The organism is Sphingomonas guangdongensis, assembly GCF_900199185.1.
GTDB lineage: Bacteria > Pseudomonadota > Alphaproteobacteria > Sphingomonadales > Sphingomonadaceae > Sphingomonas > Sphingomonas guangdongensis.
The window spans coordinates 815,449-837,490 of record NZ_OBMI01000001.1 but is presented as its reverse complement, the minus strand read 5'-3'; the positions used below and the strand labels follow the sequence as shown (position 1 = coordinate 837,490).

The 22,042-nt window shown below is 69.3% G+C and carries 21 protein-coding genes; 14 read left to right on the top strand and 7 right to left on the bottom strand.

All coding sequences use genetic code 11. The annotated features are described in order from the left end of the window. The 12 genes from CRO12_RS03920 to CRO12_RS03865 all read left to right on the top strand — a co-directional run bounded on the left by CRO12_RS03920 (window position 1) and on the right by CRO12_RS03865 (window position 10,347). Complete coding sequence (locus tag CRO12_RS03920) at window positions 1–1,119, top strand: NAD(P) transhydrogenase subunit alpha (protein ID WP_097062666.1); 1,119 nt, start codon at window positions 1–3, stop codon at window positions 1,117–1,119. A 10-nt stretch (window positions 1,120–1,129) separates the two neighbouring features. Next, window positions 1,130–1,501 carry a PH domain-containing protein gene (locus CRO12_RS03915; RefSeq protein ID WP_097062665.1) on the top strand — a complete coding sequence of 124 codons (372 nt, stop codon included), beginning with the start codon at window positions 1,130–1,132 and terminating at the stop codon, window positions 1,499–1,501. 10 nt (window positions 1,502–1,511) lie between these two features. Beyond that, window positions 1,512–1,814: an NAD(P) transhydrogenase subunit alpha part 2 gene (locus CRO12_RS03910; protein ID WP_097062664.1), complete on the top strand. Its 303-nt coding sequence runs from the start codon at window positions 1,512–1,514 to the stop codon at window positions 1,812–1,814. 102 nt (window positions 1,815–1,916) lie between these two features. Further along, window positions 1,917–3,431 (top strand): NAD(P)(+) transhydrogenase (Re/Si-specific) subunit beta, encoded by a 1,515-nt coding sequence (locus tag CRO12_RS03905; protein ID WP_097062663.1) that lies wholly within the window; start codon window positions 1,917–1,919, stop codon window positions 3,429–3,431. 119 nt (window positions 3,432–3,550) lie between these two features. Next, window positions 3,551–4,483 carry a MarR family winged helix-turn-helix transcriptional regulator gene (locus CRO12_RS03900; protein ID WP_179640861.1) on the top strand — a complete coding sequence of 311 codons (933 nt, stop codon included), beginning with the start codon at window positions 3,551–3,553 and terminating at the stop codon, window positions 4,481–4,483. Window positions 4,484–4,617: 134 nt separating this feature from the next. After that, a complete protein-coding gene (locus CRO12_RS03895; RefSeq protein WP_245858183.1) occupies window positions 4,618–5,610 on the top strand; it encodes a UDP-glucuronic acid decarboxylase family protein in 993 nt (330 codons plus the stop codon). 71 nt (window positions 5,611–5,681) lie between these two features. Continuing rightward, window positions 5,682–6,611 carry a DnaJ C-terminal domain-containing protein gene (locus CRO12_RS03890; protein WP_097062661.1) on the top strand — a complete coding sequence of 310 codons (930 nt, stop codon included), beginning with the start codon at window positions 5,682–5,684 and terminating at the stop codon, window positions 6,609–6,611. A gap of 5 nt (window positions 6,612–6,616) precedes the next feature. Further along, window positions 6,617–7,561, top strand: a complete 945-nt coding sequence (locus CRO12_RS03885) for a YihY/virulence factor BrkB family protein (RefSeq protein ID WP_179640860.1) — start codon at window positions 6,617–6,619, stop codon at window positions 7,559–7,561. 5 nt (window positions 7,562–7,566) lie between these two features. After that, the gene (gene fabI / locus CRO12_RS03880; RefSeq protein ID WP_097062659.1) at window positions 7,567–8,394 is read left to right on the top strand and encodes an enoyl-ACP reductase FabI; all 828 of its coding nucleotides are present in this window, start codon (window positions 7,567–7,569) and stop codon (window positions 8,392–8,394) included. Then, complete coding sequence (locus tag CRO12_RS03875) at window positions 8,391–8,918, top strand: GNAT family N-acetyltransferase (RefSeq protein ID WP_097062658.1); 528 nt, start codon at window positions 8,391–8,393, stop codon at window positions 8,916–8,918. The genes fabI and CRO12_RS03875 overlap by 4 nt, the downstream gene beginning before the upstream one ends. Next, on the top strand, window positions 8,915–9,982 hold the full coding sequence (gene aroC, locus CRO12_RS03870; protein ID WP_097062657.1) for a chorismate synthase: 1,068 nt from the start codon (window positions 8,915–8,917) through the stop codon (window positions 9,980–9,982). Before CRO12_RS03875 ends, aroC begins: the two co-directional genes overlap by 4 nt. Before the next feature lie 143 nt (window positions 9,983–10,125). Beyond that, window positions 10,126–10,347, top strand: coding sequence for a hypothetical protein (locus tag CRO12_RS03865; protein ID WP_097062656.1), 222 nt, complete (start codon window positions 10,126–10,128; stop codon window positions 10,345–10,347). Window positions 10,348–10,385: 38 nt separating this feature from the next. Here CRO12_RS03865 and CRO12_RS03860 read toward each other — a convergent pair whose 3' ends face one another. Together CRO12_RS03860 and CRO12_RS03855 are read right to left on the bottom strand one after the other, a co-directional pair. Then, window positions 10,386–11,675 (bottom strand): adenylosuccinate synthase, encoded by a 1,290-nt coding sequence (locus tag CRO12_RS03860; RefSeq protein ID WP_097062655.1) that lies wholly within the window; start codon window positions 11,673–11,675, stop codon window positions 10,386–10,388. A 38-nt stretch (window positions 11,676–11,713) separates the two neighbouring features. Then, window positions 11,714–15,049, bottom strand: a complete 3,336-nt coding sequence (locus CRO12_RS03855; RefSeq protein WP_245858180.1) for a PAS domain-containing protein — start codon at window positions 15,047–15,049, stop codon at window positions 11,714–11,716. 141 nt (window positions 15,050–15,190) lie between these two features. Here CRO12_RS03855 and CRO12_RS03850 point away from each other — a divergent pair, with 141 nt between their 5' ends. Beyond that, window positions 15,191–16,195, top strand: coding sequence for a fumarylacetoacetate hydrolase family protein (locus CRO12_RS03850; RefSeq protein WP_097062654.1), 1,005 nt, complete (start codon window positions 15,191–15,193; stop codon window positions 16,193–16,195). 56 nt (window positions 16,196–16,251) lie between these two features. On the opposite strand, the gene pdeM is transcribed toward CRO12_RS03850, so the two are convergent. Genes pdeM through CRO12_RS03830 form a run of 4 tightly spaced genes read right to left on the bottom strand, consistent with a single transcriptional unit; the run spans window position 16,252 to window position 20,568 of the window. Continuing rightward, window positions 16,252–16,914 carry a ligase-associated DNA damage response endonuclease PdeM gene (gene pdeM, locus CRO12_RS03845; protein ID WP_097062653.1) on the bottom strand — a complete coding sequence of 221 codons (663 nt, stop codon included), beginning with the start codon at window positions 16,912–16,914 and terminating at the stop codon, window positions 16,252–16,254. A gap of 47 nt (window positions 16,915–16,961) precedes the next feature. Then, a complete protein-coding gene (locus CRO12_RS03840) occupies window positions 16,962–17,912 on the bottom strand; it encodes a retroviral-like aspartic protease family protein (protein WP_097062652.1) in 951 nt (316 codons plus the stop codon). Window positions 17,913–17,942: 30 nt separating this feature from the next. Continuing rightward, window positions 17,943–20,330: a ligase-associated DNA damage response DEXH box helicase gene (locus CRO12_RS03835; protein ID WP_097063330.1), complete on the bottom strand. Its 2,388-nt coding sequence runs from the start codon at window positions 20,328–20,330 to the stop codon at window positions 17,943–17,945. 58 nt (window positions 20,331–20,388) lie between these two features. Beyond that, complete coding sequence (locus CRO12_RS03830; RefSeq protein ID WP_097062651.1) at window positions 20,389–20,568, bottom strand: hypothetical protein; 180 nt, start codon at window positions 20,566–20,568, stop codon at window positions 20,389–20,391. 80 nt (window positions 20,569–20,648) lie between these two features. Between CRO12_RS03830 and CRO12_RS03825 the strand changes: the two genes are divergently transcribed. Continuing rightward, the gene (locus CRO12_RS03825) at window positions 20,649–21,647 is read left to right on the top strand and encodes a ligase-associated DNA damage response exonuclease (RefSeq protein WP_097062650.1); all 999 of its coding nucleotides are present in this window, start codon (window positions 20,649–20,651) and stop codon (window positions 21,645–21,647) included. Window positions 21,648–21,651: 4 nt separating this feature from the next. On the opposite strand, the gene CRO12_RS03820 is transcribed toward CRO12_RS03825, so the two are convergent. Continuing rightward, window positions 21,652–22,035, bottom strand: a complete 384-nt coding sequence (locus CRO12_RS03820; RefSeq protein WP_097062649.1) for a hypothetical protein — start codon at window positions 22,033–22,035, stop codon at window positions 21,652–21,654. Window positions 22,036–22,042: the final 7 nt, after the last annotated feature.

The window sequence follows — 22,042 nt, the reverse complement described above, 5'->3', positions numbered from 1 at the left end:
GTGAAGATCGCGATCCTCCGCGAGCAGGCCGCGGGTGAGCGCCGGGTCGCGGGCACGCCCGAGACCGTCCGGAAGTTCGCCGCGCTCGGCGCCGAGATCGCGGTCGAGGCAGGCGCGGGCGAGGGTGCCGCGATCGCCGATGCCGCTTACGCCGAGGCCGGAGCGATCGTCAGCGACCGCACGGCAACCCTGGCCGGTGCTGATATCGTGCTCGGCGTCCAGGCGCCTGCCGCCGACACGCTGACCGGCGCCGCTCCGGGCGCGTGGGTGGCGGCGGTCTTCAATTCCTTTGGCGATCGCGCCCGCGTCGATGGCTATGCCGCCGCGGGGCTGGAGGCGCTGGCGATGGAGCTGATGCCGCGCATCACCCGCGCGCAGTCGATGGACGTGCTCTCGTCGCAGTCGAACCTCAGCGGCTACAAGGCGGTGCTCGACGCTGCCGCCGAGTACGGCCGCGCCTTTCCGATGATGATGACCGCGGCCGGCACGATCAGCGCCGCTCGCGTCTTCGTCATGGGCGTGGGCGTAGCGGGGCTGCAGGCGATTGCGACCGCGCGGCGGCTGGGCGCGCAGGTCTCGGCGACGGACGTGCGCTCCGCGACCCGCGAGCAGATCCTCTCGCTCGGCGCCAAGCCGATTTTCGTCGAGAAGGTCGCGGGCATCGAGGGCGAGGGCTCGGGCGGTTACGCGACCGAGATGACGCCCGAGTATCAGGCGGCGCAGGCGGAGCTCGTTTCCGGCCACCTCGCCAAGCAGGACATCGTCATTACCACCGCGCTGATCCCGGGGCGCGCCGCGCCGCGGCTGATCAGCGACGCGCAGCTCGCCACGATGCGCCCCGGCAGCGTGGTGGTCGACCTGGCGGTAGAGGCCGGCGGCAACGTCGAGGGCTCGGTCGTGGGTGACGTCGTGGAGCGCCACGGCGTCAGGATCGTCGGCCACCGCAACGTGCCCTCGCGTGTCGCCGCGGACGCCTCGGCACTGTTCGCGCGCAACCTCTACAACTTCCTGTCTGCCTTCTGGGACAAGGACGCCGGCCGGCCGGTGCTCGACGCCGAGATCGGCGACGCGATCCGCCTGACCAAAGGTGGGCAGATCGTCCACGCCAAGCTGCACTAAAGGGAGCGTCATGGGCCTGTTCAGTTCGCATGAGATCGATCCTGCACAGGTCGCCGAGCAGTTCGGATCCATCCTGCTGCCCGGCGAGCAGGTGCAGGCGGCGTTCCGGTCGATCCGCGACACGGTGTTCCTGACCGACCTGCGGTTCGTGCTGGTCGACGTGCAGGGGATCACCGGTTCCAAGACCTCGATCCAGAGCGTACCCTATCGCTCGATCTCGCGCTTCGCCGTGGAGACGGCGGGTACGCTCGACCTCGATAGCGATCTCAGCATCTGCGTGCCCGGCAGCTCGTCGCCGATCACCGTCAAGATCTCCCGCGACGCCGACCCACAGGCCATTCAGCGGCTGCTTGCAGAGCGGGTGCTGGCGGCCAAGCGCTAGGAGGCAAGCGATGGACTTCGTCTCGATCCTGTCGGTGTTCGTGCTGGCGTGCTTCGTCGGCTACTATGTCGTGTGGTCGGTCACGCCGGCGCTGCACACCCCGCTGATGGCGGTCACCAACGCGATTTCTTCCGTGATCATCGTCGGCGCGCTGATCGCGGCGGCGGCGGCGGGCGCGCCGGGGGCTAAGTGGCTCGGGCTGCTCGGCGTGGTGCTGGCGAGCGTCAACATCTTTGGCGGCTTCGCGGTCACTGCACGGATGCTGGCGATGTACAAGAAGAAGGACCGGCCGGCCGGAACTGTGCACAAGTGATCGTCACCCCAGCGCACGCTGGGGTCTCCCGGTTCTTGGGCGGGACAGGAGCCGCATGAGCCCCCAGCCTGCGCTGGGGTGACGGAGGGGGTCAGTAAGAAGATGGAACACGCGAACGCCGTCAGCCCCTGGGTGTCATTCGCCTATCTGGTCGCGGGCGTGTGCTTCATCTTGGCGCTGCGCGGCCTGTCGAGCCCGCGGACCAGCCAGCGCGGCAATCGCTTCGGCATGGCCGGCATGGCCATAGCGGTCGTGACGACGCTGGTGACGCACGTGCCGCAGCAGGCGTTGGGGCTGGTGCTGACGGGCCCGGACGGGGTGATCGCGTCGACCGGACCGGTGCTGGCGCGGCTCGACACGGTAACCCTGCTCGAGATCCTGGCCGCAATCGCGATCGGCGCGGTGATCGGCCTGGTCACCGCGCGCCGCATCGCGATGACGGCAATGCCGCAGCTCGTCGCCGCCTTCCACAGCCTCGTCGGGCTGGCGGCGGTGCTGGTCGCGATCGCCGCGTTCCTCAACCCGGTCGCGTTCGGGATCGCCGACATCGTGACGCCGATGATCGGCCAGCCGTTCGCGGTCATCAACCGGGTCAGCCGGATCGAGATGATCCTGGGGGTAGCGATCGGCGCGCTGACCTTCTCCGGATCGGTGATCGCGTTTCTGAAGCTCAACGGATCGATGTCGGGCAAGCCGATCCTGCTGCCGCAGCGCCACCTCCTCAACGCCGCGGTGGCTCTCGCCATCGTGTTCTTCGCGTTCGGTTTCTGGAGCGGGCAGCACGCGGTCGACTTCTGGCTGGTGGTCGCGCTCTCCTTCCTGATCGGCTTCCTGCTGATCATCCCGATCGGCGGCGCCGACATGCCGGTCGTCGTCTCGATGCTGAACAGCTACTCGGGCTGGGCGGCGGCGGCGATGGGGTTCACGCTCCACAATTCGGCGATGATCATCACCGGCGCACTGGTCGGATCGTCGGGCGCTATCCTGTCCTACATCATGTGCCGCGCGATGAACCGCAGCTTCATCAGCGTGATCGCCGGCGGCTTCGGCGCAGTCGAAGGGGGCGGCGCTGCCGCGGCGACCGACCGGGCGTGGAAACGCGGATCGGCGGAGGATGCGGCGTTCCTGATGAGGGAGGCCGCGCAGGTCGTGATCGTCCCCGGCTACGGCATGGCGGTCGCGCAGGCGCAGCACGTGCTGCGCGAGATGGCGGACAAGCTGAAGGAGGCGGGGGTGCGCGTCAAATACGCGATCCACCCGGTCGCCGGCCGCATGCCGGGGCACATGAACGTGCTGCTCGCCGAGGCCAACGTCCCCTATGACGAGGTGTTCGAGCTGGAGGACATCAACGCCGAGTTCGCGCAGACCGATGTCACCTTCGTCATCGGCGCGAACGACGTGACCAACCCGGCCGCCAAGACCGACAAGTCGTCGCCGATCTACGGCATGCCGGTGCTCGACGTCGAACGGGCGAAAACGGTGCTGTTCGTCAAGCGATCGATGGGCGGCGTCGGCTACGCCGGCGTCGACAACGACGTGTTCTACCGCGACAACACGATGATGCTGCTGGCGGACGCCAAGAAGATGGTCGAAGAGATCGTCAAGGCGCTTGATTGAGGTAAGTTACTCCGTTCTGGAGTGAAATCGATCGATCCGGTCCGGAACGAAAGCGGATCAAGTCGCCTTGGGACTCGTAGCATAGCATGTTTCGGCAGGCCGCCGCGGGGGAGACATTGGTGCTGATCGATCCGGACCAGAGCTATCAGAAGCCCGGCGAGTTGTTCTTGCTGGTGGCCGCGGACGTCGATGGTTCTGCCGCACGGGCCTCGCGGCGCGCGGTGGAGGCGAGCGGCGCACGGATCGGGGGCGTTACTCCGCTCAGCGAAGCCGTCGACCGGCTCGGTGCGCAAGCGGCACTCGACGGGGTCATTGTCGCGGCCGAAGGTGCCGATGTCGAGCTGCTCGACCGCACGATCGACTCTATCGGCCTGCTAGCGCGCGAGCGCTTGGCGCGGCTGATCGCGCATGGCGGCGAGCGGGAGATCGACCTGCTGTGGGCGCGGCTGGGCGGGGTGGCGCAGGCCATTCTGCTCGATCCCGCGCCCATCGATATCGCCACCGCGATCGCCCTCCCGCGCCAGCGCCGCGCCTGGCACGACGTCAGCCGTGACGAGGAGCAGCGGCTGCGCCAGCTCGATGCGGAGGTCGCACGCTTCGCGCAGACGCTCGCCCGGCTGAGCGATCCGGAGGCGCGCGGCGCGGCCAGCATGTTCGGCGAGAAGCGCCCCGATGACGCCGGAGAGGTGGATGGCGGCGCGCGCGTGCCGACCGCAGCGGAGGTCCGCAGCGTCATCCGCGCCCGCCGGCTGCGCGACGCGCACTTCCCACCCGACCTGTTCGCCGATCCGGCCTGGGACATGCTGCTCGACCTCTATGCCGCGGAGCTCGAGCATCGCCGGGTGTCGGTCTCCAGCCTGTGCATCGCCGCCGCTGTGCCCGGCACCACCGCGCTGCGCTGGATCGGCACAATGATGGACGCCGGCCTTTTCGAGCGGCACGCCGACCAGCACGATCGGCGACGCGCCTATGTCGCGCTGACCGATGCGGCGCGCGCCGGCCTGAACGGCTATTTCGATGCAGTCGGGCGCGCCGGACTGAACCCGGCCTGACCGGTCCGGCGCTGCCGCCGACCGACCCGCGGCTGGCAGCAACGGAGCGGGCGGATGCTTGAGCGTTGCAGCGCGCCGCAAAAAGCCCCTATGCGGTGCGGCTCACGCCTTTTCTCCCGCGATCGGAGCACCCGTTGCAGAACCAGCCTGTCGAGACGCCGCACGCCGACCATCTCATCCGCAAGCGCGTGCTCGTCACCGGCGGAGCGGGTTTTCTCGGCTCGCACCTGTGCGAGCGGCTGCTCGACCAGGGGCACGAGGTGCTGTGCGTCGACAATTACTACACGGGCCGCCGCTCCAACGTCGAGCACCTGCTCGACAATCCGCGGTTCGAGACGATGCGCCACGACATCACCTCGCCGCTGCTGGTCGAAGTGGACGAGATCTACAATCTCGCCTGCCCCGCCTCGCCGGTGCACTACCAGTTCGATCCGGTGCAGACGCTCAAGACCTGCGTCCACGGCTCGATCAACATGCTCGGGCTCGCCAAGCGAGTGAAGGCCAAGATCTTCCAGGCCTCGACCAGCGAGGTTTACGGCGACCCGCTCGTCCACCCGCAGCCGGAAAGCTACTGGGGCCACGTCAATCCGCTGGGCCTGCGCTCCTGCTACGACGAGGGCAAGCGCGCGGCGGAAACGCTGTTCTTCGACTATCATCGCCAGCACGGTGTCGAGATCCGGGTGGTCCGCATCTTCAACACCTACGGCCCCCGCATGCATCCGAACGACGGGCGGGTCGTGTCGAACTTCATCATCCAGGCGCTGAAGGGCAACAACATCTCGATGTACGGCGACGGATCGCAGACGCGCTCCTTCTGCTACGTCGACGATCTGGTTGAGGGTTTCCTGCGGCTGATGAACCAGGACGCGACGATGGGTCCGGTCAACATCGGCAACCCGGGCGAGTTCACGATCCGTCAGCTCGCCGAGATGGTGGTGGAGCTCACCGGTTCGTCGTCCAGGCTGGTCCAGCTGCCGCTGCCCGCCGACGATCCGCGCCAGCGTCGCCCCGACATCTCGCTGGCCAAGCAGCACCTCGACTGGGAGCCTAAGGTCCAGCTGCGCGAAGGGCTGGAGCGCACCATCGCCTATTTCGACCGGCTGCTGCGCGGCGACAACAAGATCTGACCCGGTGTCGCCATTTGCGCTCCGCGCCGACCTGACCCACATAGTCGCGGACGAACGACCACAGGGACACGATGGCTGATCCTTACACCACCCTCGGCGTGCAACGCGGCGCCAGCGCGGACGAGATCAAGTCTGCGTATCGCAAGCTCGCCAAGCAGCTGCACCCGGACCGCAACAAGGACAATCCGAAGGCCGCCGAGCGCTTTGGCCAGGTAACCCAGGCCTATGACCTGCTGAGCGACAAGGACAAGCGCGCCCGTTTTGACCGCGGCGAGATCGACGGCGACGGCAACCCCGCGATGCCGTTCGGCTATGGCGCGGGCCCGCGCGGTGGCGGACCGCGCGGGCCGGGCGGCACGCCCTTCGAGCAGGCGGGCGAGACCGACTTCTCCGACATCTTCGAGAGCATCTTCGGCGGCGCGGGTGCGCAGCGAGGCGGCGGTGGCTTCAGCAGCGGCTTCGGGCGCCGCCCGGCGGCGAAGGGCGCAAACGTGCCCTATCGGCTGCAGATATCGTTCGAGGACGCGGCCGCCCTCGCGCCGCAGCGGGTGACGCTGCGTGACGGCAAGACGCTCGACCTGAAGCTCCCCGCCGGCGTTGAAACGGGGACGCAGATGCGCCTGTCGGGGAAGGGCGAGGAGGGGCCGGGCGGCCCCGGCGACGCGATCATCTCGATCGAGGTCGCGCCGCACCGCTTCTTCACGCGCGACGGCGACGATGTCCGGCTCGACCTGCCGGTGACGCTCAAGGAGGCGGTGCTCGGGGCGCGAGTGCCGGTGCCGACCGTCGAGGGCACGGTGATGCTGACGGTGCCGAAGGTCGCCTCCTCAGGGAAAGTGCTGCGGCTCAAGGAGCGCGGCTTCCACCGCAAGGGCGGTGGACGCGGCGACCAGCTGGTCACGCTGCTGATCGATCTGCCGGACGACGACGCGGCGCTGGCGCGCTTCGTGGAGGACTGGACACCCGCCGACGGGAACCCGCGCGCGCGTCTGGGCGTCTGAGGCGGGTGACCGATACCGCGCTCACTCCCGAAGACCGCGCGCGGCATCACCGGCGCTTCCAGAAGGAGTGGGAGAAGCTGGGCCCCGGCAGCAAGTTCTGGGAAGTGGTGAAGCGCGCCGCGCTCGGCGTCTACAACGACGGCTTCATCCACGCCGGCAACCTCGCCTACCTCGCGCTCATGACCCTGTTCCCGTTCTTCATCACGGCGGCGTGGGTGCTGTCCGTGCTCGGCGAGAATGACGAAACGGTTCGCGCCGTCGCTTCCTTCCTCTCGGTGCTTCCGGGCGATGTCGCGGACCTGCTCCGCAAGCCGCTCGCCGACGTGCTGACGGCACGGACCGGGTCGCTTCTGTGGCTCGGCGGGATCGTCGGGCTGTGGACCGTGGGCAGCTTCGTAGAGACGATCCGCGACATCTTCCGCCGCGCCTACGGCACCAAGGCGAGCGCGTCGCTGCTGAAGTCGCGCATCCACCTTAGCCTCGCGATCGTCGGATCGGTGATCATCGCGCTGTTCTCGTTCCTGGTGCAGGGCGTGCTGACCGCGGCGGAGCAGTTCATCTATCGCCTGCTGCCCTGGGCTGAGGGTGTCGCCGGGTGGCTCGGCATCGCGCGGCTGATCCCGGCCGCGTTCATGTTCGGCGCGCTCTACATGCTGTTCTACTCGGTCACCCCGTCCAAGTACCGCCACTCCCACAGCCGCAAGTGGCCGGGCGCGCTGTTCACGACGCTGTGGTGGGTATCGATGACGGCGGGGCTGCCGCTCGTGCTCTCCAACCTTGGCGGCTATGACCTGACCTACGGCAGCCTCGCGGGCGTGGTCGTCATGCTGCTGTTCTTCTACCTTATCGGGCTCGGCCTCGTCTTCGGCGCGCACCTGAACGCGGCACTGGCGGAACCGGTGCAACCGACGCTAGAAGCCACGCCGGCAGAGGCGACGACGAAGGGCTGAGTGGCGTGACCGGACTGATGCAGGGCAAGCGCGGGCTGATCATGGGCCTGGCGAACGACCGTTCGCTTGCCTGGGGGATCGCCAAGCAGCTGGCGGAGCATGGCGCCGAGCTCGCCTTCAGCTACCAGGGCGAGGCGCTGGAGCGACGCGTCCGCCCGCTCGCGGAGCAGTTGGGGCAGGACTTCCTCATTGAGTGCGACGTCGCCGACATGGCCGCGCTCGACCAGGCGTTCGCGACCCTCAAAGCGCGCTGGGAGACGATCGACTTCGTCGTCCACGCGATCGGCTTCTCCGACAAGAACGAGCTGCGCGGCCGCTACTACGACACCAGCCTCGACAATTTTCTGATGACCATGAACATCAGCGTCTATTCCTTCACCGCCGTCGCGCAGCGCGCGCGGGCGATGATGACACCGTACGATCCAGAGACAGGGAAGGGCGGCGGAAGCCTTCTGACGCTGACCTACTACGGGTCGGAGAAGGTGGTGCCGCACTACAACGTCATGGGCGTCGCCAAGTCGGCGCTCGACACCTCGGTCAAGTATCTGGCGATGGACTTGGGTCCGGAGAACATCCGGGTAAACGCGATCTCGGCCGGGCCGATCAAGACGCTGGCGGCGTCGGGCATCGGTGACTTCCGCTATATCCTCAAGTGGAACGAGCTCAACTCGCCGCTCCGCCGCAACGTCACGATCGAGGACGTCGGCGGCGCCGGGCTCTACCTGCTGAGCGATCTCGCGTCGGGGGTGACGGGAGAAATCCACCACGTCGACGCCGGCTACAACGTCATCGGCATGAAGGCGGAGGACGCGCCGGACATCGCGCTGGCGTGAGCGTCGCGGTTCGCCCGGCGACCGGCGGCGACGTCGCGGTGATCGACGCGCTGCTCCACGCGACCTTTCCCAGCGCCGCCGAAGCCATGCTGGTGCGCGACCTGTGCATCGATGGCGACATGGTGCTGACCCTGGTGGCAGACGATGAGGCGACCGGCGGCCTCGTCGGCGTGATCGCCTTCAGCCGCATGGAAGTGACGGTGAACGACCGCCAGGTACCGGCCGTTGCGCTCGGCCCGCTCGCCGTCGCCGCGGATCACCGTGGGGAAGGCATCGCCGCGGCACTCGTTCGGACCGGGCTGCGTGACGTGGCGGCCGCCGGTGCGCTCCTGTGCTTCGTGCTCGGCGACGCCGGCCTCTACGCGCCCCACGGCTTTGCCGCCGACCTGGCGAGCGGCTTTGCCTCGCCCTACGCGGGCGAGCATTTGCTGGCGGTCGCGCTGCAGGACGGGGCGATCGCGTGCGGGGTGCGGGGCCGGGCCGACTACGCACCTGCCTTTGCGCGACTGGAGCGTGCGGCATGAGCTGGAACAGCTTTGGCCGGGTCTTCCGTTTCACGACCTGGGGCGAGAGCCACGGGCCCGCGATCGGGGTGGTGGTCGATGGCTGCCCGCCGGGGCTGCCGCTGAGCGAGGCCGACATCCAGCCGTGGCTCGACGCACGGCGGCCGGGGCAGTCGCGCTTCACGACCCAGCGGCAGGAGCCGGATCAGGTCCGCATCCTCTCCGGCGTGTTCGAGGGGCGGACCACCGGCACCCCGATCAGCCTCTTGATCGAGAACGTCGACCAGCGCTCCAAGGACTACAGCAACGTCGCGCAGGCCTATCGTCCCGGCCACGCCGACTATGCCTATGACGCGAAGTACGGCTTTCGCGACTATCGCGGCGGCGGGCGATCGTCGGCCAGGGAGACCGCCAGCCGCGTTGCGGCGGGGGCGGTCGCGCGCACGGTGCTGCCGGAGGTCACAATCCGCGCCTGGGTGGAGGCGATCGGCGGCGATGCGATCGATCCGGCGAAGATCGACCACGATCAGATTGCGCGTAACCCCTTCTTCTGCCCCGACGCGGACGCCGCGCTTCGGTGGGAGACGCTGGTCGACGCTGCGCGCAAGGACGGATCGTCGCTGGGCGCAGTGGTCGTCTGCGAGGCGACCGGGGTGCCGGCCGGCTGGGGTGCCCCGCTCTACGCCAAGCTCGACAGCGAGCTCGCCGCCGCCGCCATGTCGATCAATGCGGTCAAGGGGGTGGAGATCGGCGATGGCTTCGCCGCCGCGGCCCTCCGCGGCGAGGAGAATGCGGATGCGATGCGCCCGGGTGCCGACGGACCGGCGTTCCTCAGCAACCATGCCGGCGGGATCGCCGGTGGCATCGCGACGGGTCAGCCGATCCGCCTTCGGGTCGCGTTCAAACCGACCAGCTCGATCCTGACGCCGGTTCCGACGATCGACCGCGACGGGCAGGCTGCCGAGATTGCGACCAAGGGGCGTCACGATCCATGCGTCGGCATCCGCGGCGTCCCTGTTGTGGAAGCGATGATGGCGCTGGTGCTTGCCGACCAGAAGCTGTTGCACCGCGCACAGGTGGGATGAGCCGGAACGACGGCGAGTTGAGCAGCAATGATTCATGTTGCTGAAATTAGCCGATAGTCCGTGTCATTCAGCTGGCCGGCTGCGCAACATTGATGTGCGACTATCGTTGATGGCGTGAGTGACAGATCACTTGGAGAAACGCCATGCGCAAGTCTACTCTGGCCAGTGTCCTGATCCTGTGCGGCTCGACGGCCGCGATCGCCAACGTATCGGCAACCGCGCCGCAGGTCGTGACCAACAACACCACCGTCGACAACACGACTGGGCCGATCGTGGACAGCGCCCCGCCTGCGCCCGACACGACGCCGACCCCCGCGCCGACGCCGGACACGACCACCAACACGCAGGATCCACCGACCGAGTAACGCTGACGCCGTCGCGCCGGACCAATCGGCGCGGCGGCTCAGTCGGCGAAGGGATCGCGGACCAGGATCGTGTCGTCCCGCTCCGGGCTGGTCGAGACCAGCGCAACCGGGCATTGAACCAGTTCCTCGACACGCCGGATATACTTGATCGCCTGCGCCGGCAGCTCGGCCCAGCTTCGCGCTCCGGCCGTCGACTCCGACCAGCCGGGCATCTCCTCCCAGACGGGCTCGACCCGCGCCTGATCCGCGGCATGCGCCGGGAAATGGTCGAGCGCTTCACCATCCAGCCGGTAGCCGGTGCAGATCCGCACGATGTCGAAGCCGTCGAGCACGTCTAGCTTGGTGAGCGCCAGGCCGGTCACACCCGATACCGCCACGGATTGGCGGACCAGCACCGAATCGAACCAACCGCAGCGGCGCTTGCGCCCCGTTACCGTCCCGAACTCGTGACCGCGCGTGCCCAGCCGCTCGCCCGTCTCGTCCTCCAGCTCGGTCGGGAATGGGCCGGAGCCGACCCGCGTTGTATAGGCCTTGGCGATCCCCAGCACGAAACCGACCGCGCCCGGGCCGAGCCCGGATCCCGCCGCGGCGGTTCCCGCCACCGTATTGGAGGAGGTGACGAACGGGTAGGTGCCGTGATCGATGTCGAGCAGCACGCCCTGCGCGCCCTCGAACAGCATCCGCCGCCCGCGCGCCTTCGCCTCGGCAAGCAGCTTCCACGCCGGCTTGGCGAAGGGGAGCACGAAGGCGGAGATCGCCTCGAGCTCGGCGATGAGTTCCGCGCGGTCGATCGGCGGCTGCCCGAAGCCGGCGCGCAGCGCGTCGTGGTGGGCGAGCAGGCGATCGAGCTGGGGCGCGAGCGTGTCGAGATGCGCGAGGTCGCAGACCCGGAGCGCGCGGCGGCCGACCTTGTCCTCATACGCCGGGCCGATGCCGCGCCGCGTCGTGCCGATCTTGCCCGCGCCGCTCGCGTCCTCGCGCAGCGCGTCCAGGTCGCGGTGGAAGGGGAGGATCAGCGGGCAGGTGTCGGCGACCGTCAACACGTCCGGCGAGATCGTGACGCCCTGTTCGGCCAGCCGCGCGGTCTCGTCGCGCAGGTGCCAGGGATCGAGCACCACGCCGTTGCCGATCACGCTGGGCGTGCCGCGGACGATGCCGGACGGCAGCAGCGAGAGCTTGTAGGTCTTGTCGCCCACGACCAGCGTGTGCCCGGCGTTGTGCCCGCCCTGAAAGCGCACCACCAGGTCGGCGCGCTCGGCCAGCCAGTCGACGATCTTGCCCTTGCCCTCGTCGCCCCACTGGGCGCCGATCACCGCGACGTTGGCCACCCCTGATCCTTTAGATGGTTGGAAAAGTCGGGGAGGCCCTAGCCGCTCGCCGCCGGGCCGTCGAGCGCGGCGCGGATTCGGGTCGCGAGCGTCGCCACGTCGAACGGCTTGGCGAGCAGCGCATCGCCGGGCAGCGGTGCCAGCACGTCGCGGGTGTAGCCGCTGGTGTAGAGCACGCGCAGGTCGGGAAGCTGGCGAACCGCGCGGTCGGCAAGTTCGCGGCCGGTCATCTCCGGCATGACGACGTCCGTGAACAGCAGCGCGGCGCCCTGTCCCCCGTCGATCAGGCGCAGCGCGGCCGGCCCGTCGGCGGCGTGAACGACGGTGTAGCCGAGCTCGCGGAGCGCCTCGACGGAGAAGGTGCGGACCCGCTCCTCATCTTCCACGACCAGGATGATCTCGTCGGCGGAACCACGCGGCAGTGTCGCCACCGGCGCGCGGGCCGGCGTGGGCGCCGCGTCGCTCAGGTCGCGGGGCAGCAGGATCAGCACGGTGGTGCCCTGGTCTGGCCCGGTATCGATCGAGACATGGCCGCCCGACTGCCGGACGAACCCGAACACCTGCGACAGCCCGAGGCCGGTGCCCCGGCCGACCGACTTGGTGGTGAAAAACGGGTCGAACGCCTTGGCGGCGACCTCCGGGCTCATGCCCGATCCGCTGTCGGTCACCGCGATGCTGACATAATCGCCCGACGGGATCGCGCGGGCATCTGCATCGGCTTGCGACAGCGTGCAGGTCGCGGTGGTGATCCACAGCCGGCCGCCGCGCGGCATCGCGTCGCGGGCGTTGACCGCCAGATTGATGATCGCGTTCTCCAGCTGGCTCGCGTCCACGCGCGCCAGCCACGGCGCGGGCGCCAGGTTCACATCGATCGCGACATTCTCGCCGAGCGTCCGGGACAAGAGCTCGGTCATGCCGGCGACCATGGCGTTGAGGTCGATCGGACGCGCGTCGAGCGGGGTCTGTCGCGAGAAGCTGAGCAGCCGCTGGGTCAGCGCCGCCGCGCGGGTCGCGCCGTCGCGTGCCGCCTCCACGTAGCGGGTGACGTCGGTCCGCCCCTGCGTCAGCCGCCGCTCCATGAGGTCGAGCGCGCCGATCACCACCGCCAGCATGTTGTTGAAGTCGTGCGCGATGCCGCCGGTCAACTGGCCGAGCGCCTCCATCTTCTGCGACTGGCGCAGCTGCGCCTCCGCACTCATCAGCTGCTCGGTCCGCTCGATCACGGCCGCCTCCAGGTCGGCGCGGCTGCGCGCCAGCACCTCGCGCGCCTCCACGATCTCCTGGATGTCGGTGCAGGTCCCGAACCAGCGGGTGATCCGGCCGTCGTCGTCGCGGACCGGCTGCGCGCTGCCGAGCACCCACCGATAGGCGCCGCTCCGGTGGCGAAGGCGGTACTCGATGCGATAATGGTCGCCAGTTGCCAGGCTGTGCCGCCACATCGCCCAGGCGCGGTCCTGGTCGTCGGGATGGAAGACGCCGTTCCAGCCCTCGCCATCCGTCGAGCCCGCGGGGACGCCGGTGAACTCGTACCAGCGCTCGTTGAAATAGTCGTGCAGGCCGTCCGGGGTTGTCGACCACACCATCTGTTCGATGGAGTTGGCGATCGCCCGGAACTTGGCCTCGCTCTCGCGCAGCGCAACCGCGGCCTGCGCGCGCTCGACCGCGTCCCAGGTGATCTCGGCCACCGCCTCGACCAGCGACACCTCGTCCGCCGCCCAGTGCCGCGCATGCGCGTGGTTCGCGAACAGGACCGCCGCCCACTGTCCACCGCGCCTCAAGGGGACGCCGAGCCCCGCGCCGGCCGACAACGGGCTCTGACGAAAGCCGCTGCCCATCTGTGCGTAATCGTCGATGACGTTGGTCTCGCCCATACGAAACCGCTCGACCAATGCGGGATCGAGCCGGTCGAGCGGGATGGTGCCGGCGAGCTCGGGCAGCTGTTCGTTGTGCCAGCAGCTGATGAAGCGGACCTGCTCGTCAGCGCTAAGGCGGTAGAAGCCGACCCGGTCGCAGGCGAGCCGCCGGCCGAGCGCGGCGGTGCTGACACCGAGGATCGCGGCCGGCGTGTCGAGCCCGCGCAGCCGCTCGGCCAGTCGAAACACGAAGGCCTGGGTCTCGGTCGCGAGCTGAAGGTCAACCGCCGCGGTCCGGGCCGCCTCCTCCGCCATCCTCCGCTTGGTCACGTCGAAGCTGACGCCCGGGAAGCGCACCGCGCGGCCGGCGGCGTCGAAGTGCGCCCGTCCCTGCGCGGCGACCCACCGAACGGCGCGGTCGCTGTCGATCAGCCGGTATTCCTCGGCGAACGCTTCCCCCGTCGCCAGCGTCCGCTCGATCGCGCCCTGCACCCGGCCGACATCGTCCGGGTGGATCGCCGCAAAGAACTGGTCGATGGGAGCGCCGTCCAGCGCGACCTGAACGTCAACGCCGTACAATCGGGCAAAGCGATCGTCCGCGGTCACCCGATTGGCCTGTACGTCCCAGTCCCAGGTCCCCACCCCCGCCGACGCGTCGAGCGCGAGTTGCAGCCGCTCCTCGCTTTGCTGGAGCTTGCGCTGAGCGATTGCCCGGTCGGTCACGTCGTTCGCCACCAAGAAGATGTCGGCGACCGCGCCGCCGGCGTCCGTGATCGGCTGGTAGACGAAGTCGAGCAGCCGGGTCTCGATCGCGCCATCAGCCCGTGCCAGCGGCATCGGCGCGGCATCGGCGCGGTAGGTTTCGCCGGACCGCCGCACGCGGTGTAGCAGCTCCACGAAGCCCGCATCCGCCACCTCGGGCAGCGCCTGCGCGGCGGGGCGGCCGATCAACTCGCGATTGCCGACCAGGGCGCGGTATCTGGCGTTGGCGAATTCAAACACGAACTCGGGCCCGCGCAGCAGTGCAATCGCCCCCGGCGCCTGCTCGAACAGGTCGCGAAGGCGTTCGGTTTCGGCCTTCTGCGCGCGCTCGGCGAGCACCAGGCGCGTGGTCTCGTTCCCCTGGTTGAAGATCCCGACGATCTCGCCGCTCTCATCCCGGATCGCGGTCAGGCTGTAGTTCCACCAGGTTTCGACCGGCGCCCCGCCACGCTCAAAGGTGATGAGCTGGTCGTAGCTCACGATCCCCTCGCCAGTGGTCATCACCCGCTGAAGCTGCGGCTCCAGGAAGTCCCAGATGTCGTACCAGACCTCCTTGGCGGTGCGACCGAGGCTCCACGGATGGCGCTCGCCGGGGATCGGTGCCCACGCGTCGTTGTAGACCAGCCGCCAGTCGGGTCCCCAGTAGATGGACGTCGGCAGGCTGGAGGCGAGGCAGATTCCGAGCGCCGTGCGCAGTGCCGCCGGCCAGCCCTCCACGGGCCCGAGCGCCGAACCAGACCAGTCGTGGGCACGGATCATCCGCCCCATCTCCCCACCTTGGTCCAGAAAGCGCAACGCCATAGAGGAAGAGCCGTCGTTCACCCTAACCCACGTGTCAACAGTGCTCGACTTCGCGCCGGGTGGGCCGCATGAACGTGCGAAACAAGGGAGAAGGTGCCGATGAAAGTTGCGAGCCTGAAGCACGGGCGCGACGGCAAGCTCGTCGTGGTTTCCAGCGATCTAGCCTGGTACGCCGACGCCGGCCATATCGCCCCGACGCTGCAGGCGGCGCTCGATGACTGGGACAGGCTGCTCCCCGACCTTCAAAACCTCCAGACCGATCTCGACCACGCAGTCATCCCGCGCGCGCGTTTCCACGAGCATGAGGCCGCCTCTCCGCTGCCGCGGGCGTTTCAGTGGGCCGACGGATCGGCCTATGTGAACCACGTGGCGCTGGTCCGGCAGGCGCGGGGCGCGGAGATGCCGGAGAGTTTCTGGCACGATCCGCTGATGTACCAGGGCGGCTCCGACGGGTTCCTGGGGCCGCGCGATCCGATCCCGCTCGCCGACGAAAGCTGGGGCTGCGACCTGGAGGCGGAGGTGGTCGTGGTGACCGGCGACGTGCCGCTCGGCGCCACGCGGGAGCAGGCGCTGGCCGCGATCCGCCTGGTCGGGCTGACCAACGACGTGTCCCTGCGCAACCTGATCCCGGGCGAGCTCGCCAAGGGCTTCGGTTTCTTCCAGTCGAAGCCGGCGAGCGCCTTCTCGCCGGTGTTCGTGACGCCGGACGCGCTCGGTGGCTGGTGGCAGGGCGGCAAGCTCCACCGGACCCTGCGGGTCGACCTCAACGGACAGCCGTTCGGGCGGGCGGAGGCAGGCGAGGACATGACCTTCGACTTCGGCACGCTGATCGCCCACGCGGCGAAAACCCGGGCGCTGGGTGCCGGCACGATCATCGGCTCGGGTACGGTGTCGAACCGCGATGCGGCGGGCGGGCCGGGCAAGCCGATTGGGAACGGCGGGGTCGGCTATTCCTGCCTCGCCGAGCTGCGGACGGTGGAGACGATCCGCGATGGCGCCCCGTCCACGCCGTTCCTGCGGGCGGGCGACACGGTCAGGATCTGGGTAGAGGACGACCGCCACCATCCGGTGTTCGGCGTGATTGAGCAGGTTGTCGTTGCGTGAGCCTTCGACTTCGCTCAGCGGCTATTCGAACGAACGGGGAATGAGCGGTGCAAGCGTCACGCCGCCAGCGGAAACCGGAGCAGCCGGTCATCGAGCGGCACCAGCGCCTCCGCCCGGGGCCCAACCGCGCGGACGATCTCCGGGTGGTCGGGGTCGAGCCCGCCGGTCAACGCGCCGAACGCCGGCAGGATGAGCTTGGTCGCGGTCGCGACGAAGCAGCGCCGTGCGACCTGGCGGCCGCGGACGGTGACGCGCAGCTTGGGGTGAAAATGCCCGGACAGTTCGGGCCGTTGCTCGCCCGCCACCGCCTCGTGCCGCAGTACCAGGCCGTCCACAACCGCCTCCTCGACGATCTCGCCGCCGCAGCGATCGACCAGCGCGGCATCGTGGTTGCCGGTGATCCACGTCCAGCGGGTGGCGCCGGTCAGCCCGCGCAGCATGGCCTGCGCCGCGTCGGGCAGGCGGTCGCACCCGGCGCTGTCGTGGAAGCTGTCGCCCAGGCACCAGACCTCTTGCACCTGGTGCCGCTCGACCAGCGCAATCAGCGCCTCCAGCGTCGCCTGGCTGTCGTACGGCGGCAGCAGCTGCCCGCGGCCCGCGAACCAGCTCGCCTTCTCGAAGTGCAGGTCGGCGACCAGCAACGCCCGCCTGGCCGGCCAGTAGAGTGCGCCGTCGCGCAACGCACCGAAGTCGTGACCAGCGAACGAAAGCGGAACCATGTGCCGCCTATGCCGCCGGCCGCGACGCTGATCAACTGCCGCGGTGGTCAGTCCGCGCAGCGATCGTTGAGGCGAGTCCGACACGCGGCAGTCTGCGCGCCGCGCGGCAGGAGGAACCGGATCTCGCGATTGGCGAAATCAATGTCGACGCGGCGAAAGAACTTGAGCGCGTCCATCCCAAGCAGCATCGCCGGCCGCTTCGAGAGCCCGAACTGGTCGAACGGCGGCACGTCGGCGAACGCGATCGGCACGCCCGTGAAGGCGACCCCGCCGAGCCGTAGCCGCGATGCGGTGCCGTAGCGCGTCTGGACCGGCTCACCGATCACGCTGATCAGCTCGAGCGGGCGCAGCGCGCGCGAGTCGCGCCGCATCAGCCGCTGCAGCGGCGTGTTGCCGATCGTCAGCGCCGATCCGGTGTCGAGCACCACCCGCACTCGGCGCCCCTCGACGTCGGCATCCGTAACGATCAGCTGCCCGGTCTGGCTGCGCGCGCGCACCACGATTTCGCCGGGCTCGCGTCGTTCGCGGCGTGCGCGAGGGTCGGAGCGGCTGACCGTCATCACGCCGGCGTCGAAGTCGATCGAGACCTTGTGCCCCTGCAGCGTGTCGATCCCGAGCAGGCCCAGCCCGCCGAGGTTCGCCGCGTCGAGCGCCGGCGCCTCGATCGCGCCGATCGCGGGAATGCTGGACAGCTGGATCGAGGGCACGGTGACCGTCGCGACCCGCGCCGTGCCGCTCATCGCGATGACCTTTGCCCCGCGTCCCGCGGGCAGGCGCAGCGCGCGGGCGAGCTGCCGGGCGATCACCGTTCGCTCCGATCCGGTATCGATGATGAAGGGATAGGGCCCTGCGCCCGCGACCCGCACAGGTACCGTCATGCGATCGGCCACGCTGCCGAGCAGGATGGCGAGCGCGTCCGGCGGCAAAGCCTCGGGCGCGGCGCCGATCAGCGCGAGGGGGAGCAGCGCGGGCGGGAACGCCGGCATGACCGCCAACATGCTGCACCCATGCTGCTGCAGCAAGCGCGATCAGTCGAGCTGCATCGCCTCTGCCGCCAGCAGCTCGGCCTCCGCCAGCAACTGGTCGTCGGCACCCGACTGCGCAACGCTCTCGCGCCCGATCAGCACCAGCACGGGTACCGCGAGCGGGCTGATCCGGTCGAGCTGAACGTGCAGCATCGTGTCGGCCGCGCGGTCGAGCAGATGCGCGAGCCGGCCGATGTCGGTCATCCGCGCGCGCGCATCGTCCCACGCCGCTTGGAGCAGCAGGTGGGTCGGTTCGTACTTTCGCAGCACGTCGTAGATCAGGTCGGTGGAGAAGGTGACCTGCTTGCCGGTCTTGCGCTTGCCCGGGTGCTGACGCTCGACCAGCCCGCCGATCACCGCGACCTCGCGAAAGGCGCGCTTGAGCAGCGCGGAGCCCTGTACCCAGTCGACGAACTCATGCTCCAGGATGTCGGGGGAGAAGAGCGCCGCCGGATCGGTGATCGGCTCCAGGCCGTAGCAGGCGAGCGCATAGTCGTTGGACACGAAGCCGATCGGCTTCAGCCCCATCGCCTCCATCCGCCGCGTGATCAGCATGCCGAGCGACTGGTGCGCGTTCCACCCCTCGAAACTGTAGGCTACCATGTAGTGCCGCCCCTCGCGGTAGAAGGTCTCGACCAGCAGCTGCTCGGGTGAGGGCAGTGCCGAGCGACGGTCCTGCACCTCCAGCCAGTCGCGCACGTCGTCGGGAAAGCGCGACCACTGCGTCCGATCGTGCAGGAAGGTGCGGACCCGGTGCGCGAGGTTGGTCGAGAGCGCGAGCCGCGTGCCGACATAGGTCGGAATCCGCGCGGGACGGGTGGTCGCGCGGACGATCAGGTCGGCGACGTCGACCCGCTCGACCTCCACCGAGAGCCCGGCGAAGAAGAAGGTGTCGCCGACGGTGAGCGTGGACGCGAAATACTCCTCCACCGTGCCGAGCTTGCGCCCGTTCTTGAACCGCACGTCTAGCGTCACCGCATCGACGATGATCCCGGCGTTGAGGCGATGCTGCGCGACGAAGCGCGGATGACTGACCCGCCACAGCCCGTCCGGCCCCCTGGTCAGCCGCTTGAAGCGATCATAGGCGCGCAGGGCATAGCCGCCGTCGGCGATGAACTGGAGGACGCGCTCGAACGTCTCGCGCTCGAGCGCGGAGTAGGGCAGCGCCGCGCGCACCTCATCGAGCAGCGCTTCGCTGCTGAACGGCGCGGCGCAGGCGACCGCCATGACGTGCTGGGCCAGGACGTCGAGTGCGCCGGGGCGGAACAGGTCGGGGTCGAGTTCGCCCGCCTCCACCGCGTCGAGTGCGGCCTGTGCCTCCAGATATTCGAAACGGTTGCCGGGCACGAGCACCGCCTCCGACGCCTCGTCCAGCCGGTGGTTGGCGCGCCCGATCCGCTGGAGCATCCGGCTGGAGCCTTTCGGCGCGCCCATCTGGATAACGCAGTCGACGTCACCCCAGTCCACCCCCAGGTCGAGGCTGGCGGTGGCGACCAGCGCGCGGAGTTTGCCCGCCGCCATCGCCTCCTCGACCTTGCGCCGGGCCTCACGCGCCAGGCTGCCGTGATGGATACCGATCGGCAGCGCGAGATGGTTCTCCTTCCACAGATCCTGGAAGATCAGCTCCGCGAGACTGCGGGTGTTGCAGAAAACCAGGGTTGTGCGGTGCGTCTCGATCTCCGCCATCACCTGCGGCGCGGCGTAGCGGCCGGAGTGGCCGGACCAGGGCACGCGCCCCTCGGGCAGCAGGATCGCGACGTCGGGAGCCGCGCCTGCCTCCCCCACCACCAGATCGACCGCGTCGATGTCGCCGTACGGGCTCAGCCACGCGCGATAGCCGTCCGGATCGGCGACGGTCGCCGACAGTGCGACGCGGCGCAGGTCGGGAGCGATCCGCTGCAGTCGGGCAAGGCTCAGCGCCAGGAGGTCGCCGCGCTTGCCGATCGCGAAGGCGTGCACCTCGTCGATTACCACCGTCTTCAATCCCGCGAACAGCGTCTCGCTGTCCGGGTAGCTCAGCAACAGGCTGAGCGATTCGGGCGTGGTCAGCAGCAGGTGCGGCGGGCGCGCGCGCTGCCGCGCCTTGCGGTCGGACGGGGTGTCGCCGCTCCGCGACTCGACCGTGATGTCCAGGCCCATCTCCGCGATCGGCGTCATCAGGTTGCGCTGCACGTCCACCGCGAGCGCCTTCAGCGGCGAGATGTAGAGCGTGTGGAGGCCGTCGTGCGGCCGCTCGATCAGATCGGCGAGGCTCGGCAGGAAACCGGACAGCGTCTTGCCCGCGCCGGTCGGCGCCACGAGCAGCGCGTGGCGCCCGGCCCGCGCGGCGGCGACCATGGCGCGCTGGTGCCGTCGCGGTGCCCAGCCGCGCGCGGCGAACCAGTCCTGCAGGGCGGGGGGTAGGTCGGCTAGGTCACTCACTCAGGCGCAATATGGGGGAGGCGCCTGGTCAGCGCACCTCCTTTGCCTTGTCCTCGGCGTTCTGCTCCGCATACATCTGCCGCGTTGCCGCTTCCGTCCGGTCCTCGGCTGCCTTGCTGCGCCGATTGTTCAGAAGCGCCCAGGCGATCGCGACCGCCAGGACGATGGGTCCGAGGATCGTCATCAGGCTCCACCAGCCACCGCTCATCGCATCGCTCCGTCTCAGTTCGCGCGCTCAACGATTGCGGCGACGCTGGCGTTCCGCTGGCTAGGCCCCATATCGGCCGCATGGCACGACTGGGCGACTGGGTGGAGCCGCACCCGCAGGGCATCTACCTTCCCGCCGCCGACGCGTGGATCGATCCGTCACAGCCGGTGCCGCGCGCGCTCGTCACCCACGGCCACGCCGATCACGCCCGCGGCGGGCATGGCCAGGTGTGGGCGACGCCCGAGACGCTGGAGATCATGGGCGTTCGTTACGGCGACCAGAACGGCCGCGCGGTCGCGTATGGCGAAACGCTGAGCGTCGGCGACATCGAGGTGAGCTTCGTGCCCGCCGGCCATGTGCTCGGTTCCGCGCAGATCGTGCTTGACCATCGGGGCGAGCGAGTGGTGGTGTCGGGGGACTACAAGCGGCGCGAGGACCCGACCTGCGCCCGGTTCGAGCCCGTCAAGTGCGACGTGTTCGTGACGGAGGCGACCTTCGGCCTGCCGGTGTTCCGCCATCCCGAGACGCACGACGAGATGGACAAGCTGCTCGCCACGCTGCGCGCCAATCCGACCCGCTGCGTGCTGGTCGGCGCGTACGCACTGGGCAAGGCGCAGCGGGTGATCCGCGAGCTGCGGGTGATGGGCTTCGACGATCCGATCTACCTGCACGGCGCGCTGCAGCGGCTATGCGACCTCTATGTCGCGAACGGCATCGACTTGGGCGAGCTGCGCCCCGCGACCGGCGCCAGCAAGGCGGAGCTGCAGGGCCGCGTGGTGGTGGCGCCGCCCGGTGCGCTCAACGACCGCTGGTCACGCCGCCTGCCCGATCCGATCACCGCGATGGCGAGCGGGTGGATGACGGTGCGCCAGCGCGCACGGCAGAAGAACATCGAGCTGCCGCTGATCCTGTCCGATCACGCCGACTGGGATGAACTGACCGACACCATCCGCGAACTAGCCCCGCGCGAGGTGTGGGTGACTCATGGACGGGAAGATGCGCTGGTCCACTGGTGCGCGCTTCGCCAGATCAAGGCGCGTGCGCTCGACCTGGTCGGCTTCGAGGACGAAGACGACTAGGGGGTCACGCCGCGGCGCGTGCGTCCGCGAAGACCCAGGCTTCGGCGGCTGCGTGGGTGTCGAACACCTTGGCGCCGCGTCCGTCCAGCGCGCGCAGCAATTGCGTCCGCGCGAGCGTCGGAGCGGTCACGAAGGCCAGCCGGCGGGAGGTGTACGCCGGGTCGGCCAGCATCCGCTGGAACGCCTCCACCATGTCTTGGGACTGGATCTTCATTTCACGCACGTCGGTGATCGTGCAGTGCTCATTCGGGCCGCACGCGAGCCGGGCATGGGCCGCGCCCCGCGCCGCGACGAAGCCGGCGATCGTCTCGGGCGTGAAGAAGCCCGCAAGCGTGATGCGGACCAGGCTGCGTGCGACGTCGACGTCGATCGAATAGGTGGCTGCCATGACCTAT